The sequence below is a fragment of the Phycisphaerae bacterium genome (assembly GCA_018003015.1).
Classification (GTDB): Bacteria; Planctomycetota; Phycisphaerae; order UBA1845; family PWPN01; genus JAGNEZ01.
The window spans coordinates 43,001-59,767 of record JAGNEZ010000031.1 but is presented as its reverse complement, the minus strand read 5'-3'; the positions used below and the strand labels follow the sequence as shown (position 1 = coordinate 59,767).

The 16,767-nt window shown below is 62.3% G+C and carries 11 protein-coding genes and 1 tRNA gene; 8 read left to right on the top strand and 4 right to left on the bottom strand.

Annotated elements, in window-relative coordinates; translation table 11 throughout:
• Positions 1-15: 15 nt before the first annotated feature.
• Together KA354_14525 and KA354_14520 are read left to right on the top strand one after the other, a co-directional pair.
• Positions 16-3,198: a BNR-4 repeat-containing protein gene (locus tag KA354_14525; GenBank protein ID MBP7935857.1), complete on the top strand. Its 3,183-nt coding sequence runs from the start codon at positions 16-18 to the stop codon at positions 3,196-3,198.
• 129 nt (positions 3,199-3,327) lie between these two features.
• On the top strand, positions 3,328-5,358 hold the full coding sequence (locus KA354_14520) for a BNR-4 repeat-containing protein (GenBank protein MBP7935856.1): 2,031 nt from the start codon (positions 3,328-3,330) through the stop codon (positions 5,356-5,358).
• 191 nt (positions 5,359-5,549) lie between these two features.
• Here KA354_14520 and KA354_14515 read toward each other — a convergent pair whose 3' ends face one another.
• The 4 genes from KA354_14515 to KA354_14500 all read right to left on the bottom strand — a co-directional run bounded on the left by KA354_14515 (position 5,550) and on the right by KA354_14500 (position 10,749).
• A complete protein-coding gene (locus KA354_14515) occupies positions 5,550-6,764 on the bottom strand; it encodes a lactonase family protein (protein ID MBP7935855.1) in 1,215 nt (404 codons plus the stop codon).
• Between the two features lie 212 nt (positions 6,765-6,976).
• The gene (locus KA354_14510; GenBank protein MBP7935854.1) at positions 6,977-7,840 is read right to left on the bottom strand and encodes a hypothetical protein; all 864 of its coding nucleotides are present in this window, start codon (positions 7,838-7,840) and stop codon (positions 6,977-6,979) included.
• A gap of 58 nt (positions 7,841-7,898) precedes the next feature.
• Positions 7,899-9,854: a glycogen/starch synthase gene (locus KA354_14505; GenBank protein MBP7935853.1), complete on the bottom strand. Its 1,956-nt coding sequence runs from the start codon at positions 9,852-9,854 to the stop codon at positions 7,899-7,901.
• A 70-nt stretch (positions 9,855-9,924) separates the two neighbouring features.
• Positions 9,925-10,749 carry a sugar phosphate isomerase/epimerase gene (locus KA354_14500; protein ID MBP7935852.1) on the bottom strand — a complete coding sequence of 275 codons (825 nt, stop codon included), beginning with the start codon at positions 10,747-10,749 and terminating at the stop codon, positions 9,925-9,927.
• 602 nt (positions 10,750-11,351) lie between these two features.
• Between KA354_14500 and KA354_14495 the strand changes: the two genes are divergently transcribed.
• The 6 genes from KA354_14495 to KA354_14470 all read left to right on the top strand — a co-directional run bounded on the left by KA354_14495 (position 11,352) and on the right by KA354_14470 (position 16,656).
• Positions 11,352-11,424: transfer RNA gene (locus KA354_14495), tRNA-Lys, on the top strand.
• A gap of 587 nt (positions 11,425-12,011) precedes the next feature.
• Complete coding sequence (locus tag KA354_14490) at positions 12,012-12,311, top strand: hypothetical protein (GenBank protein ID MBP7935851.1); 300 nt, start codon at positions 12,012-12,014, stop codon at positions 12,309-12,311.
• 599 nt (positions 12,312-12,910) lie between these two features.
• The gene (locus KA354_14485) at positions 12,911-13,357 is read left to right on the top strand and encodes a hypothetical protein (protein ID MBP7935850.1); all 447 of its coding nucleotides are present in this window, start codon (positions 12,911-12,913) and stop codon (positions 13,355-13,357) included.
• A gap of 103 nt (positions 13,358-13,460) precedes the next feature.
• Complete coding sequence (locus tag KA354_14480) at positions 13,461-14,051, top strand: sigma-70 family RNA polymerase sigma factor (GenBank protein MBP7935849.1); 591 nt, start codon at positions 13,461-13,463, stop codon at positions 14,049-14,051.
• A 9-nt stretch (positions 14,052-14,060) separates the two neighbouring features.
• A complete protein-coding gene (locus KA354_14475; protein ID MBP7935848.1) occupies positions 14,061-15,770 on the top strand; it encodes a serine/threonine protein kinase in 1,710 nt (569 codons plus the stop codon).
• Positions 15,771-15,900: 130 nt separating this feature from the next.
• Complete coding sequence (locus KA354_14470; GenBank protein MBP7935847.1) at positions 15,901-16,656, top strand: type II secretion system protein; 756 nt, start codon at positions 15,901-15,903, stop codon at positions 16,654-16,656.
• Positions 16,657-16,767: the final 111 nt, after the last annotated feature.

Sequence of the window (16,767 nt, the reverse complement as noted above, 5' to 3'; positions counted from 1 at the left end):
GCAGGCGTGCCAGGGATGCGACCCGGGAAGCACGTTCGCCGGGTTCTGATCCTCGCGATGGCCGTGGCGATCATCCCCGTTGCCGACTCGGCCCGGGGCGTCGAGACCAACACCCGACTGGACGGCTACCGGGGCATCTGGTTTACGATCGGCCAGGACAACGAGTGGGGGCCGAAGTACTCCGGCGGGCTCGGTACCTACACGGCCAACCACGTACCCACGGCCATCTTTGCGCCAGCGGTGAACAAGACCTTCTTTGTCTACGGCGGCGTGGACGATGAGAGTGGCGATCTGCTGATCGTGGCCTCGAGCTACGACCACACCAGCTGCGAAGTGCCTCGACCGGTGGTCGTCTACCACAAGGTCGGCATCAGCGACCCTCACGACAACGGGGCCCTGCTCATCGACCGCGAAGGACACTTGTGGGTCTTCATCAGCGGGCGAGGTACGGTGCGGCCCGGCTTGGTCTACCGCAGCGCGCACCCGTACTCGATTGATACCTGGGAATACCAACTCGCCGACGAACGCACATATCCGCAGCCGTGGTATCTGGACGATGGAATAGGGCAACCGCTGTTCCTGCACACGTTCACCAAGTATACCGCCGGCCGCGAGCTCTACTGGGCAACCAGCAGCGACGGCATCCACTGGTCACCGCACCACAAGATGGCGGGCTTCGGCGGCCACTATCAGACCAGTTGTGAGCGCGACGGGAAGATCGCGACTGCTTTCAACTACCACCCGGGCGGCAATGTCGACAAGCGAACCAATCTCTACTACCTCCAGACCACCGATCGAGGCCAGACCTGGACGACCGCCAACGGCACGCCGGTCACGGTGCCACTGAGCCAGGTCAGTAACCCGGCCCTCCTGGTGGATTACCAAGCGCAGAGTCGGCTCTGCTACATCAATGACACGAACCTCGACGAAAATGGCAACCCCTGCATCCTCTACATCACATCCGGCAACTACGCGGCGGGCCCCGCGGGAGAACCCCGGACGTGGCACCTGGCTCGCTGGACGGGGCAACAGTGGGTGTACAGTCACATCACCGGCTCCGATCACAACTACGACATGGGCAGCCTTTACATCGAAGGTGGTCTGCTGCGCATCGTGGGCCCGACCGAGAACGGGCCGCAAGGGTATGGCACCGGCGGCGAGGTCGCCGTCTGGCTCAGCCGTGACCTTGGCGAGAGCTGGACGAAGACCCGAGACGTGACCACCGCAAGTCAGTACAACCACTCCTACGTTCGCCGGCCCCGCCATGTTCAGGACCCGTTCTACGCCTACTGGGCCGACGGCGATCCCCTCGCGAAGAGCCAATCCCGGCTCTACTTCTGCAACCGGGCCGGCACGCACGTCTGGCGCCTCCCCACGCTCATGTACGGCGATACGGCCCGCCCGGAACGGGTGACCGATTTCAGTGCCTCAATCTCCGCGCCCCCACTGTGGTTGTCGTCCTTCGAGACTCGCTCGGCGGTGGTCACGCACGGTCAGGCGGCAGCCAGGATCGCCAATTCCACCGGTACACTCGGCCGGCCGACGGGGACGCAGGCGTTGACGTATGCGGCGTACAATCAGAGCGGCGTCGGGGCGGCACCTTCGGCGGGTGCCGGCGCGTTCGCCCTTTCAATGCCCAACAGCAGGACCAACGGCATCTCCACCGGAATTGCCAGCGATGTGGGCAACCTCCCCCGCTCACTCACCTTCGAAGGGTACTTCAGGACGCCGGAGAGTGCGGCGATCAGCTCCCCAACTTACATCGGGCGTCGTCTGGTCACACAGAAGCAGTCGGCCGACGGCACGACCCGCTTGGCGATCGGGCTGCACACAAACGGCACCAACAACGTCCTGGCCGTGTTCTACAAGACGCCCGACGGCACCAACGTGATGCAGCTTGGCACGACGCCGGTGCTACCCAACACTTGGTACTACTTCGCCCTGATCGGCGAGGGGTCGCATCTCCGCTGGTTCCTCAATTCCCATCAGGAAGGCGACATCCTCGACGCGGACATGGCTGCACCGGGAGCCGGCACGCTGGCCGTCGGCAATCTGCGGCTGGACGGCTCGTCCGACCGCGGTTTCTACGGTTTGCTGGACAACATCCGAATCAGTGACCGGGCCTTGGACTCCTCGGAACTGCTGATCAACGGCGGCCACTGTGAGCTCTCATGCGGTCAACAGCCGGCGGCCGACGTCCTCTGGTGCTCCGGCTTCGAGATGGAGCCGGGAACCGCGGTCAGCCACGGGCTCCCGGATTCCGGGGCCGACGGCACGATCGACAACACTTTCGGGCCATGCGGGACATCGGCCGGAGCCCCGAAGCCTTCGTACGCCGCCTACGGCCAGACAGGCGTAGGCGACGCGCCGGCATCCATGGCCGGTTCCTTTGCCCTTTCATGGCCGAACGGCCAGGGCGTGGCGGTCAGCACCTGCCTGCGGGGCAATGCCGGCCACCTGCGAACGAACCTGACTTTCGAGGGTCTCTTCAGCAGTGCCGACACACAACCCATCACCATGCCCTCGGCGGTCGGCCGGCGGTTGGTCAGCCAGAGAGCAGGCGGAACGACCGGCGGTTCCCGTCTGGCCATCGGGCTTCACGCCGTGAACGGCCACAATGTCCTTGCGGTGTACTGGCTCGGTGCGGACCAGGCCGGGCACACGACGTTCGGCCAGACGCCGATCCAACCGGGTGCCTGGCATCATTTCGCGCTCGTTTACGACGGGGGTCTTCGGTGGTATCTGGACGGCCAAGAGGAGGGCGCGCTGACCGGCGTCGCCCTGGCATCCGCCAGCGACGACCCAATCGTCATCGGCAACGATCTGGCGACAGGACTCGGCGAGCGAGGCTTCTTCGGCTTGATTGACGAGGTCCGTATCGTGGACGCGGCCCTGAGTCCGAAAGACTTCATCCTGCCCTCGACCACTCCCGGAGAAGAGCCGTGCTACCCCGCCTGCCCGTTGCCGTTCGCGGATGCAGACGCAGACGCCGATGTCGACCAGTCCGACTTCGGCAAGTTGCAGGCGTGTTTTACGGGCGACGACACCGGAGGACAGTGGATCTTGCCCGAGTGCCTCTGCTTCGACCGCGATGGCAATGGGGCGATCGGCCAAATCGACGTTGCCTCGTTCCTGGAGTGTATCACCGGGCCGGACGTTGCCTGGACCCCGCAGCAGACGCCGAGCTGTCTGCCGTAGCGCGCCAAGACTTCTCTTCGAGCATTTGCCTGCGTTGGTTGACAAGGGCATGCATGCGCCGGACGATCAGGCCGTCATGTGCGGACACATGGCTTGGCTTGCCCACCGCCGGGTGGAAGGAATGGAAACATGCGATCAGGTCACCGGTTTGCGATTGTATGGATACTGGCTGTCGTTACACCCGCCGTTGGAGTCGAGCAATCCGGCCTGAAACCGCCGGCCGACGGTGTCGCGTTCAACGGCCGGACCGCCTACGCCGTTCCTGTTGAGGCTCTGGCACTCAAGCCGAAAGCCCTGAGCGTGTCCGCGTGGGTGAAGCTGGATGCCACAGTGGAATCGCAGGTCTTCCTCAACCGCGGGCCGGTCAGCGAGTCGTTCACCTTTTATCTGTTTGACAAACAGGTCCGAATGTTGATCGGCCATCAGCGCGGCGGCTACGCTCACGCCGACGCCCCGCCACCGAAGCCCGGCGAGTGGACGCATTACGCGGGAACCTACGACGGGGAGTCGATCCAGGTCTTCATGAACGGCCGGCTGGTCAAGACCACACCGGCGAAAGGGCAAATACACTTTGGAACGGGCAAGGTCTACATCGGCTCGCTCGACGACCATGAACGGTTTGTCAGCGGGCGGATGGACGATCTTTGCATCTGGCGCCGGGTGCTCAGCGGAGAGGAGGTCATGGCCGTTGCCCGGGGCGAGACGTCCGCCAGCCTGAATCGTGATCTGGCCGGGCGATGGACGGGCGGGAGCCTGGCCGGCGATGCGTGGAAGACCGAGCCTGCGTCCGTTACCGCCGCCACGCGCGTCGAGCGAAGCGAGCCGCAGGTGCTGATCAACGGCAAGGATGACGGCTATCGCGGCATCTGGTACATGAATCAGCCGTCTAACGACGAGTACGTCTACAAGTACAGTGGTGGATTGGGCACCTATTGCGCCAATCACCTTCCCTTTGCCTGGCACGCGCCTGCGGTCAAGAAGACCTTCTTTGTCTACGGCGGAACGACCAGGGACTCCAACCAGCGATTGATCCACATGGTCTCCTTCTACGACCACCAGACCGGCACGGTGCCCCGTCCCACGATTCTACTGGACAAGAAGACCTCCGACGCCCACGACAATCCCGTTCTCAGCATCGACGAGAGAGGATACCTCTGGGTGTTCTCGAGCAGCCATGGCCGGGGGCGCCCGTCGTACATCTCACGCAGCAAGGAGCCTCACCGCATCGATGAATTCGAACTGATTTGGACCGGCAACTTCTCGTACCCTCAGCCGGCATACTTGCCAGGACACGGCTTCCTCTTTCTGCACACCTACTACAACCCCGGCCGCACGGTCTGCATGTTCACCAGCCCCGACGGCGTGAACTGGTCGGAGCGGCGCCTGCTCTCGAGCATCGGAGAAGGACATTACCAGGTGAGTGGGCCGATGGGTGGCGGCAGGATCGGCACCAGCTTCATGTATCACCCCAAAGGCAAGGGCGTCAACTGGCGAACGAACCTCTATTACATGGAATCGTCTGACTTCGGGAAGACCTGGCGGACGGCCGGCGGCGAAGCGCTGCAGCTTCCACTGACCGAGATCGTGAACCCCGCCCTGGTGCAGGAGTATGAGAGCCAGGGGCTGCTGGTCTACATCCAGGACATTACTCACGACGCCGAGGGGCGCCCGCTGATCTTGTACACGACCAGCAAGGGCTACGAATCGGGACCCAAGAATGGACCTCGGCATTGGACCACGGCCCATTGGACCGGCTCAGCGTGGGAGATTCGCGGCGGGGATATCCTGGCCGACAACAACTACGACACCGGTTCGATTTATATCGAGGCGCCGGACCTGTGGCGAATCATTGGCCCCAGCCAGGACGGTCCGCAAGCGTTCAACACCGGTGGAGAAGTCGCGATGTGGATCAGCCGCGATCAGGGGAAGAGTTGGAAGCTGACTCGCCAGATGACCACCGGCAGCAAGTACAATCACACCTACCTTCGCCGGCCAGTGAACGCGAATCCGGACTTCTACGGCTTCTGGGCCGACGGGCACGCTCGTCAGCCTTCCGACTCGCGGCTGTACTTCTGCAACCAGGCTGGCGATATCTTCCGTCTTCCGGTGACGATGTCAGGTAATTCCGCCAAACCGGAGAAGGTCTCGACGGAGCGGTAGGGCCGCGGCGGAACCACGTCGAGAGGTGGCCCTGGATGGCCACAGAGCCGTCACCCGATAAAGGGGTGACGGCGTGGAGAACCTGGCCGCCGAGCGTCCTTGGAGCCTGTCCCGCAAGGTGTGGGAACGGCATCTTGCCGGTCAGGTGACAGGCTGGAAGCCTATCCCACACTCCCAAGTGAGACAGGCGCTCAACCACCAAGCGGCACGAAGCCCACGCAGACCGGCGAGGGAACTTCGGCCTTGATTCCGCGGTCCTCGAGCCGGCCGGTCCTGGGGTCAACCCGAAAGAGAACCAGCGAGTCGGAGTTCTGATTGGCCGCCAGCAGCCATGCGCCGAAGGGGTCAATACCGAAATTGCGCGGGTTCTTGCCCTGGGTGGACTCGTGGCCGACGACGGTCAGCCGGCCCGTCTTCTCGTCGACAGCAAAGACGGCGATGCTGTCGTGGCCGCGGTTAGAGGCATAAAGCGACCTTCCGGAAGGATGAACCAGGATGTGGGCGGCGAAGCTCCTGCCCGACCAGCCGGCGGGCAGTGCGGAGAGGGTCTGGATCTCGCGGAGTGTGCCGGCTTTGGGATCGTAGTCGAAGGCGGCGACCGTCGAGGTCAACTCGTTGATCACGTAGGCGTGCCGACCGTCGGGGTGAAACGCGAAATGGCGCGGCCCGGAGCCAGGCGCGACCAAACCGGCGGGGGGCTCATTGGCGGTCAAGGAACCCCGGGCGGGATCGAACCGATACACGAAGAGCTTGTCCACACCGAGATCGGCGGCAACGGCGAAGCGGCCGTCGGCAGAGAGGTTGATGGAGTGGGCATGCGGGCCTTCCTGGCGCCCGCGGTTGGGACCCGAACCCTGGTGTTGAACCGTAGCCGTCGGTTCGCCCAGCATGCCGTCGGCGGCGACGGGGAGCACGGCCACACTGCCGCTCGAATAGTTGGCGACCAGGACGTACCTGCCCGTCCGGTCCACGGTCAGATGGCAGGGCCCGCGCCCGCCGGAGGGCTGTTGGTTAAGCAGGTTCAGCTTGCCGGAGTCGGCCGCAATGGAGAAAGCACTGACCGCGCCGGTCCGCTTGCCTGCGAAAGCGTCCAGCTCGCCCGCCGCAAAGAGGAATCGCCCGTTGGGGTGCACGGACAGATACGAAGGGTTGGCCGCTTCGCCGGCGAGGCCTTCCGGCTTGAGCTTCCCGTCGGCTGTATCCATGACCAGCGAGTAGATTCCCTTGCTCTTGGGCCCGGTGTACGTCCCGACATAGACCCGGAACTTGGCCGGTCCAGGCGAGATCGCGACTCGTTTCCCCAGAGCCGAAGCGGCAGACGTATCGCCGCTCCCCGCCAGCACGGACGAGCCCAACAACAAGACGGCACAAAGCCACGACGCAAAGAAGAAGGAGGTTGCTTTCATGATTGAGTGGCCAGGATATGCAGAAGGTAGTAGGGCTGCAACCAAGATCGAGAACGCGACAAGCCGGTAACGCGACGACACTCGTGGCCCCCTGACCTCGACTCCTTGCCGACCGGCATCCGGGCAAAGAGCACCGCCGCGACCACGGTGGCGTCGATCACGGTCCAGGCCACCCGAAGCCGGATGAACGAAGATGCCGTCGTCAAGGCTCGTCAGCGGCTGGAGAATGCGCCTCGAAGGGCGTCGGAATCGAACCCACCCGGCACCTTCCCGTCGGAGGCGTACCGGTAGAGTGCCCCAACGATGACGGCGTGAAGAGCGGACGAAATCAACGAGACCAGGATGACGAGGACGACGCTGACAGCGATCCCCACCACCGTCAGGACCATCTGGCCGTAAACGAGGCCTGCCACCACGCCCAGGATGCCGGGGATGAAGCAGATCAGTGTGGCGAAGAAGACGACCAGGCCGATGCCGATGTTGGAGACCAGCGCTTCGCCCCAAGCCCGCCGCAGGATGCTGACGCTTCGCTTGATCGCCTCGAACGGACCGACCTTCTCAACGACCAGGACGGGCACGACGAAATAGGTGGTAACCCCCCAGGCCATACCCAACAGGCCGGCCACGAATTTCCCGATCCGCTCCGACCGAGACTCGATGGCCTTGAGGATCACACCCACCGTCGCGCTGACTAGTGCCCAGGAGGCGATCTGAGGAAGCCGGGCAAAGGCGATCCGGAAGCCGTCCGCCACCGTGGGATCGGCGCCTTGGAACCGAATCATCGCGCAGCCGACCAGGGCCGAGTTGAAGAACACGATCACGAAGTAGTTGGCGAAGTAGAACGCGAACAGCACCACCCACAGCAGCGGATCGGATCGCACCTCGGCACGAACGGACTCGTCGTCCACGATGGTCTGCACGTAGTCGCTGCCGATGAGTGGAACGGCAAAACTGGCTACGACCATCAGGCAAGCGATACCGCTGAGAAGCGGAAAAACCAGCAGTTCCTTGTCGAGCTTGAGGACTTCCCAACTGGCCCGGGCCAATGACAGTCCGTTGGTCACTCTCGCGAACATGACGGCATCTCCACCCCTGTGGGCGGTTCAGGCATCGCCCAGATCGGCCGACTGGCGGCTACAGCTTCCGTGATTCGCCCTTGGATCCACGACCACGCTTGGCCTTGCTGACCCGCGAACCGGTTTTGGACCGCGGGCTCACCTCTGGGACCTGGGTCACCTCGACCGGCAGGATGTCCAGCTGTGGATAGTGCTTCTGGAAGGCCCAGCGGCGAGCGACGCGGTAGTACCGGCCCATCTCGCTCCAGTCGAAGTGGGTGGCGTACGTCTCGACTCGGTTGCGAAGCTGAATGCGGTCCCGCCGGCCCATCTGGGTGAAGCCGTGCAGCCAGGCGGTGATCTGACTTACCGTCTCGTGAAACGGCTGGCCCCGCCGGCGGGCGACGAAGATCCCATTCTCGTCGTGGTCCGGGAAGTGGCTCATCACGTAGGCCCCAAAGCCGCTCAGATCGCTGGTGATGGTCGGGATGCCCCGGACGACACATTCCATCGGCGTATAGCCCCATGGTTCGTAGTACGAAGGAAACACCCCAAGATTACAGCCGCGGACAAACTGATCGTATTCCAGGCCGAGGACAGGGCTGGTCGAGGTGATGAATTCCGGGTGGAACACCACCTTGACCGGGTCGTCGGCCGCGTTCAGCAGATGGCGATGCCGTAGGTGCCGCAGAATCGCGTCGTTACCGTCGTCCCAGAGGTCATGGGTCACGATCGTCGGCTGGGCGTACTTCCGCCAGGCATGCATCATTCGCTTGACCCGCACGCGAGCGTACTCGTCCAGAAGATCGTCCAGGGTGGGCATGCGGCCCTGGGCCACGGTCTGAAACAGGCGGTGACCCATGTCCTCCTGGATCGACTCGCAGGTATCGCGGAGTTCGTGGAACATCGCCTGGCGGTTCAGCGTGTCCACGTTGAGCGCCCGGTAAGAGGCCGGAGCGATGAGGAACGCCACCACCGTCACTTCCGACGGCTCGCTCTTGAGCCACTGGTTGAGCTGAAACAGGGCCTCGATGAACATGTCGAAGCCCTTGTTGCGGTACTCGTAGCGGCCGGCAGAGAAGAGATACAGTGTCCGGTCGAGATCAAACGTGTAGCTGGAGAAGAAATGGCCCATCACGAACTCATGGATGAGCTGCTTGCACTTGCGATGCAGATTCTGGAACTCGTAGGGCGCAGAGAACCGCTCCACGTTGAGGCCGTTCGGCACAAGCACCTCCGGCTGGCGGCCGAGAAACTGCTTGGCCTCCATGGCGGTGATGCCCGACACGGTGGTGAATACGTCGGCGGAGTGGGCCGCGGCCCGTTCAATGTTGTAGCGGTGGCTGAAGCCGTGCTCGTAAGCCACCGCGGCACCATCGATCTCGTGGAGATGATCGTACAGGTTGGCGTTGGCGGCACTGAGGCTGCGGCCAACCAGCGTCGCGTGGGTGGTGAATACGGTCGGAAACTCGACCTTGCGGCGCTTGAGCAGAGGCAGGGCCACCGCCGCCTGCCACTCGTGGAAGTGGGCGAGCATCGGGTAATCGCCCAGAGCCTCGTGGACGGCTTGAAGCAGCTCGGCCACCATGAAGCCAAAAACGATCAGGTCGTTCAGCTCCGAGTCGTTGTCGGGTGTGCCGATTCCGAGGTCCTTCCAGAGGTAGTACTTCATCTCGCCGAGCCGATCGTGCATGCCCCGCAGGTCCGCGAGCAGGACGTGCGGCCGGCCGGTGATCAGCCAACGCCCATGATGGAAAACCACCCCCCGCTCGCGGAGCTTCTCGAGCACTTGAGCCACCGGGCCGTCCGGAGTCTCCAGCTCAAACTCGACCGCGGCGGTGTGCTCCCGGTACGGCCCGATCAGGAAGTAGTGATCGCCCCAGCGGCGAATCGCGGCCGGGGCCTTGCTTCGCAAGACGGTGTAAATCCCTCCAGCCTGCGAACAGACTTCCCACGAGAGTTCGAAGAGGTACGGGGCGATGTGCTTGCCGTTACCCGAAGGAGACTCCTGGACTGCCGGATGCTCCTGAACCATGACCTCAGACCTTCCTGCAGCGACCTGTTCCCCGCCTGACGTGCCAATGACCCGATCGGCCACCTTATCGCTAACGCACCAGCGATTCAAGCAGGCGGGCCGCTTCCTGAATGTCGACCAGCCGCTGATTGCCCGCTTCGCGCTCGATCACCAGTGGTCCCCGGTAGCCCTGGGCACGCAGCTTGCTCACAATCCGCGGAATGTCCGCTTGGCCGGTCCCCAGAACGACCTCCGCGCCCCAGTCCCGACCTGGCTTGGCCGACCAGTTGGCGTCTTTCATGTGAACATGGATAATCCGCTCCTTCAGCAGAGCTACCGCCTCAAGCGGCTCACCCACACCGTACAGAATCATGTTGGCCGGATCGAAGTTCACGCCGATGTTCTTGCACCCCACGGCCTCAATGAAGTCAATCAGCGCTTCCGCCTGCTCCTGGCCTGTCTCCATGACCAGAGTGACGCCCCGGGCACCCAGCGCATCACAAATGTCCCTCAGACGGTCCACCAAGCGCAAATACTGCGCGTCCTTGCGGTCATGCGGAACAAAGCCAACGTGCGTCGCCAGCAGCTTGACGCCCAGCTTGGCCGTGATGTCGGCCACGGCAATGGTCTTGGCCCGACGCTCCTCCCACAAGCTGTTGGGAATGTATCCACCGCTGGCCGCTATGTTTTGGATACTCGAGTAGTCCTCTCCTGCGAACCCTACGCAGGTGGCGCTGACTTCTAGACGGCTCTCCGTCACAAGGTCCACCATCTTGTTGATGTCCCTATAGCCGTCATCGAAGAACCCGACCTGCACCAAGCCGAGCTTGAGCTTGTCCCGAACGGTCGCCAGGGCCTGGGTGAGATCGGGAATGGCCAGGGACCACGAGCATACGCCGATTTGAAGCGGTTGCATGAGGATCCTCTCCACAAAATGAGCCAGCCACAACAACGCATAAATACTCTGACGCAAGAACACGATTTGGGCAAGGGGAGCCACTCGATCAGGGTCAACCGAGGTCGCTGGTCGTAAGCCGATCATGACGGGCCGGTCCGCAGAGACTCTGTCTTAAGCGCAGGCCATGGCGAGTGGGCATCATCGCCTTCGTCGCTCCATCATGAACTGCCTGGTGGACGTGAGCCGCGGCTGGTGCAACCTGAGATCCATACCGACCCAGAACTCTGCTCGGAGATGACACCGCTGGTAGCGGCTACCGTGGGCGCGGCCACGGATCACCATCGTCTTCGAGGGAGTCATTCTTGGCACTGCCCCCCTGAAACGCCGGTTCTCGAGAAGGGCTGCCATCCTTGACAGAGCCAAAAGCACCCAGAGCGGTGGAGTCCGAAGACGGAGGTCGACACTCCAGCCGGACAGGCCGGGAACCGCAGCACCGCGCTCCGACCAGCGCCGGCCGTCCATCATCCCGGCGTGCCACCCCTCGTCTGAACCTGCGTCGCCGGCCCTTGAGACCGCCGGCCGGATCGGCTATACTTCCCCATTCGGACGGGGTAACCCCCGCCTCCTTAGCTCAATTGGCAGAGCAGCTGACTCTTAATCAGCGGGTTCAAGGTTCGAGTCCTTGAGGAGGCAATACACCAATAGACCTTAAGAATGCGTTTCCCCTAAGGAATTGAGTGGTTTTTCCATTTGGTCACCCCTGCAACCGGAAGACGCAGATAGCCCTAACAAACCCCAGAAGTGGCTGTAACGTTACAACAGGCTGGACCCGCCAAAGGGGGGTTGGACCAGGGCAGAATCACCTGACCAGGGCTCAAACCAGGATCCGCCGCTTGGCCGCCGCAGAAGCCAACATAGACAAGTGCCAGGATCGACGCTGGTTAGCGCGGACGGAGAGGCCATAGTAGTCGCCGAGCGTCGTTTGGGTCTTCCGTTCACAAGGCCAAGGCGGTGCGACGTAACCAGCTGTCAACACATCAGTTCCCGCTCGCGTCGCGTCCTTGCTTCGGGCAGAAGGCGATCATCGACGACGCCTAACGCTGACAGTCACCGTGCGGATGGAGGTGTGCTCAACGCGATGGCAGGCTCCACGCTCACCACGCCGGCGACGGTCCTTGGAAAGGAGACCATGGCCCGAGGCGTGCTCAACATGACCGGTTCGAGCTGTTCTATGGGTTGGAGCAAGCGGTTCCTGCACACTGTCGATTATGGACGGTGGCGTGGTTACCAGCAAGAAGGGCAGCTCGGCATCCGGAACCAGTGGCATCATTGGCCAACAGACCAACGGCTCAGGCGAGGTGGTCGTCAGCGGTTCCGGCTCCCTATGGCAGCAGGACGGAAAGCTTGGAGTCGGGTGGCGGTCCAGCGGTACACTCACCATCACTAACAGAGGGCGAGTGGAATCCGTGGGCGGAGTGATCGGCCGCGTGGCAGGCACTTCAGGCATTCCTCTCCCGCCGCCACCAACCAGGTCGAGCGATCAGGCCACGTCGGGCCAAGCGACTCCACGCCGTTCATGACTTTGTTCCGAACCTCCGGTAGTCTTGCCCAGGGGTTTGGCCCAGGCCTTGGCGTTCTGAATCGCGCTTCGGCCCATGTTCCAGATGGCCCGGCGGCGACCAGCCTCTTCTCGGGCGAAGGAAGAGGCTGGCCCCCGCGTTCGGATTGTTCTTCATGGCGTAGAGAAATACTCCGCCACCGGCGATTGCCGTATGTGTACACTGCGAAATAGTCACCTCAGCCGAGAACATACTCCGCCGAAGAAATCGGGGGCCTGGAACACGACAGACCCGCTTGGTTGCCCGGGGTCAGACCCCACATTGGTGCTTTCCGCGAGAAGAAAGGGAGAGCTGTGGCCGTTTCCAGACCGCTGCCGGAAACACCCTATATGAACAGCCTCCGGCGAAAGACGGACCTCAGATGTCCAGTCCAAAGCCCGACTGGACAGCGGAAGGTGGATTGGGACGGGGTAGTCGCGAGATCGCCGGTTGTTTGGTGCGTGGATCCCGAGCATCAAGCGATGCGCCGGAACTGTCACCCCTGTAGCTGGAAAACAAGAGCAGGCGATGGCCAAACGGACAGAAGCCGTCACCAAGCATTGATGGAAGGAGATCACCCCATGGTAGCCCCCGTTTCTTCCGAGGTTGTTCTGAGCACGCTGGCCATGAAGCCGTCGCGAGCTTCCGCGGCGGCCATCGGGCATCATTATGTCCTGGACAACGCTCCATCACGGCTCCGTTTGCGTGGAGTCGATCTGCTCTGCCGAATGGTGTGCGATTGGAGCGTGGCGCTGCTGGACGAACTGATCAACTCTTCCCACGTGGATTTCGCTCTTCGTCAATACGCTCTGCACCGCGTGCATGAATTGCTCAAAGTCGCGATGGGCCGCGAATATGAGCACCTGAGCCCACCCGAATGCCGTCGGCTGATGACTCGAGCGCGCTGCGAGTTGCAGTCGCACTGTAGCCGGCGGCTTGGCGGCGAGATGTCGGCTGTGGACGAGCTGTGTAGCCATCTCGCTCAGGCTGTAGCCGACGGCTTGTTTGGTGAGTTGCCCGACTTCTGATTCATCGTTGTTAAAGGGCACGTGAAATGGGTAGAATGGCACTTGCCATCTCAGGGCAGGATATCGGCATTCGAGGGTAGCTTCAGCCGCCGGGAGTTGTCGCGTGGACAGCACAACCAACACGATGCTGCTGAACGACTTGAAGGATGTCCGCAACGACAAGGCTTGGTCTGAGTTCGTCCAGCGGTACTTGGCGGTGTTGATTGCCTTCGGTTTGAAACTGGGGCTCGGCCGGGAAGACGCCGCAGATGCCGCCCAGGATGCTCTGCTGGCTTTCGCCGAGGCCTACCGCAAGGGTCAGTACGATCGGAGCCGTGGCCGGCTCAGGCACTGGTTGTTCGGCTTCGCCCGGAACAAAGTCCTACATGTACTCCGCAGCCGGGCGGCTCAGCACGTCGTGAGCCCGGACGGCAGCAAGACCGATCTGCTGCTCAATGTGCCTGATGACGCGAGCATGAGTAAGTTGTGGGAAGCCCAGTGGCGTCAGGCCGTGCTGCGGGCCTGCCTGGACCAGGTCAAACCGGAGATGAGCCCCGAGACCATCCGTGCCTTTGAGCTGATGACTTCAGGAGAGGTGTCTTCGGAAGAAGCTGCCGCCCAGCTCGGAATGACCGTCAACGCAGCGATGAAGGCCAAGCGCCGCGTGCTGGCCCGAATGCGAGAAGTGTACCGTCAGATGGAAGCCGATTGGTGAGGGATGGCCATGAGTACCTGCCTGACGGAGCAAGAGCTTGAGGATCTGATCGCAGGGCGACTCGATTCGGAGGAGGCGGCCGGACTGAGAGTTCACGCCCAGGAGTGTGCCATCTGTCAAGAGGCGTTGGCCGAGTACCAAGCAAATCAGTCCTTCGAGAAAGAGGTAGGCGCCGATTTGCTGGCGGTGGTTCGCGGAAACGACAAGCCTTCGACCGTACTACTATCGCCCGATGCCATCGAGAAGCTAAGGAAGCAGCATGCTGAGTCGCCTCAGGCTGCAGGCCATTCGCAACCTGTTTCCCCGCCCGATTCATTGCCCGGCTACACGATTCTTCACGAACTGCACCGTGGCGGGCAGGGCGTTGTCTATGAGGCCATCCAGCTCTCAACCAAACGCAAGGTGGCTGTCAAGGTCATGCTCGAAGGCGCGTTTGCCAGCGAGAGGTCGCAGTGGCGGTTCGAGCGAGAAATCAAGCTGGTCGCGTCCCTTCGGCATCCGAATATCGTGGTCGCTCACGATAGCGGCGTCGCGGAGAAGCGTCACTTCTTTGCGATGGACTTCATCCAGGGCCAGCCGCTGGACAAGTACGTTCGTGACCGCCGGCTGCCTATCCGGGAGATTGTGGGTCTTTTCCACCAGGTGTGCGAGGCAGTTGGCTATGCCCATAGCAGGGGCGTTATCCACCGCGACCTCAAGCCGCTCAACATCCTGGTGGACACCGAGGGGAGGCCGTACCTGCTCGACTTCGGGCTGGCCAAGGCGGTACGCGATGAGATGCGAGAAACACATCCCGAGTACACCACTACGCCGGGCCGGGTGATGGGCACCGTGCGGTACATGTCGCCGGAGCAGACCCGGGGTGGTGCTGATGCGGCCGACACGCGGATGGACGTGTATTCGTTAGGCGTGGTTCTTTTCGAACTGCTCACCGGCACGGTGCCGTACAAAACCGACGGCGATGTTGCAGAAGCATTCAGCAACATTCGGGACACCGACCCGCCTCGTCCCTCGAAGCTCGCCGGGGGAGTCAACTCGGAGCTGGATGCTATTGTTCTGCGTGCCATGGCCAAGGAGCCCGACCGTCGATACGGTTCCGCCCGCGAGTTGGAATCTGATCTGAAGGCGTGGCTTGGCGGTGATGCAGTGACGGCCAAGTTCGACAGCTCATGGTACGTCCTGCGCAAGCTGGCCTTCAAGCACTACTTCCACACATCCGTGATTGTAGCGCTCGTGCTGTCCATGCTCGGGTTCGGGCTGATATCGTTTCAACTGCTACGACGAACCCAAGCATCGGAGGCCCACCTGAGCGAGATCAACCGGGGCTTTGCCGTCCACATCGACGACCTGCAACACCAGGTCGCCCAGTACACCGCCAAAGCTCATCAGGACGAGTTGGGCTACTTTCTACTGGAGTGGCATGCTGGCCGGAAAGATGCCGCCGAGGCGATCCAGGGATCGATGCCGAAAGATTCGCCCGAATACGCGGTGACGGAGTTTCTACTGGACGAGTCGCGTTCGGTTGAGGATCTCCGGGCTCAGGCTCCGCAGATTGGAGAGTCCCTCGTGCTTTTCGCTGTGGGAGAGCGGCACATGAAGGCCGGGCGATGGGCCCAGGCCAGGACGGCTTTCGAGCAGTACGCCGAGCGGTACAAGGGGTATCTGTTGCCCCTGGTTCAATCGCGTTTGGAGGAGATCGATCGTCGTTTGAAGCCGTAGTGGAGGCCACCCTATGTGGACGATGCTCTCATTGTCCGCATATCCGCCATATCGAGGTCGCGAGACACGTCGCGGTGTGTCGCCGGTTCGGGGCGTGCCTGGCTGCCTTCGCAGCGTGAAGGGATTCTCCTTGCTCGAGATACTCGTAGTCGTCGCGATCATTGCCCTTTTGATCGCTGTGCTGATGCCGACCCTGGCCGCGGCCCGTCGACAAAGCAAGCAGCTCCTATGTCAGACGAATCTGGCTACCATTGCCAAGGGCTGGCATGCCTATCTGGGTGATTCGAAGGGCAAATTCCTGAAATCGGTCAAGGCCACGGACAATGTGCAGGCGAACTTTGGCGGCAAGCAGGGAGCGATTGCAGCCTACCAGGGCCCCAGGCCGCTTAACCGCTATGTGGGCCTTCCGCCGGTGGTCTGGTCGGGAGCCGAGTTGTTCCGCTGTCCGTTCGACGTCGGCTTCGGCCGTGAGCTGCCCACGAGTTACGATTACCGAGGCAACAGCTACCACATGAACCATATCTTGGTCGGTCCACCCGGCCCGCCCGGTTTGCAGGTTCCGCCGGGAGATCCCTGCGGCGACGTTCTCAAGCGGGTGTTCGAGCGAGCGGCCGACCTATCCCTGTCGCAGATCAAGGGTGAATCACGGCTTCTGCTCGTGGGCGATCTGGGTTGGTACAACGCCTGGGAGCGAAGCTACGAGTCAGCCGATCAGGTCAACTGGCATACGCCGGCCGGTTTTCACAACATCGCCTTCATGGACGGCCACGTGCGGCTCGTGAAAATCCGTAAGGGCATTCATGTGGACGATCAGTACACGCTCATTCCGTTCGCTGATCTGATTCCGCCGGTATGTGAGTATCAGACGGAGGCAAAGCTCCCATGATTTGGCGGATGCTAACCACGGGTCGACCGATAACGATGTCGATCAGATCGACTTCGGCCTGCTCCAGCGATGCCGCAGCAGAGCAGGCTTTGCGGCGGATCGCTCCTGTGC

Coding starts and splice junctions, on each gene's coding strand:
- KA354_14525 (MBP7935857.1), top strand. CDS start 16: ATGCGACCCGGGAAGCACGTTCGCCGGGTTCTGATCCTCGCGATGGCC.
- KA354_14520 (MBP7935856.1), top strand. CDS start 3,328: ATGCGATCAGGTCACCGGTTTGCGATTGTATGGATACTGGCTGTCGTT.
- KA354_14515 (MBP7935855.1), bottom strand. CDS start 6,764: ATGAAAGCAACCTCCTTCTTCTTTGCGTCGTGGCTTTGTGCCGTCTTG.
- KA354_14510 (MBP7935854.1), bottom strand. CDS start 7,840: ATGTTCGCGAGAGTGACCAACGGACTGTCATTGGCCCGGGCCAGTTGG.
- KA354_14505 (MBP7935853.1), bottom strand. CDS start 9,854: ATGGTTCAGGAGCATCCGGCAGTCCAGGAGTCTCCTTCGGGTAACGGC.
- KA354_14500 (MBP7935852.1), bottom strand. CDS start 10,749: ATGCAACCGCTTCAAATCGGCGTATGCTCGTGGTCCCTGGCCATTCCC.
- KA354_14485 (MBP7935850.1), top strand. CDS start 12,911: ATGGTAGCCCCCGTTTCTTCCGAGGTTGTTCTGAGCACGCTGGCCATG.
- KA354_14475 (MBP7935848.1), top strand. CDS start 14,061: ATGAGTACCTGCCTGACGGAGCAAGAGCTTGAGGATCTGATCGCAGGG.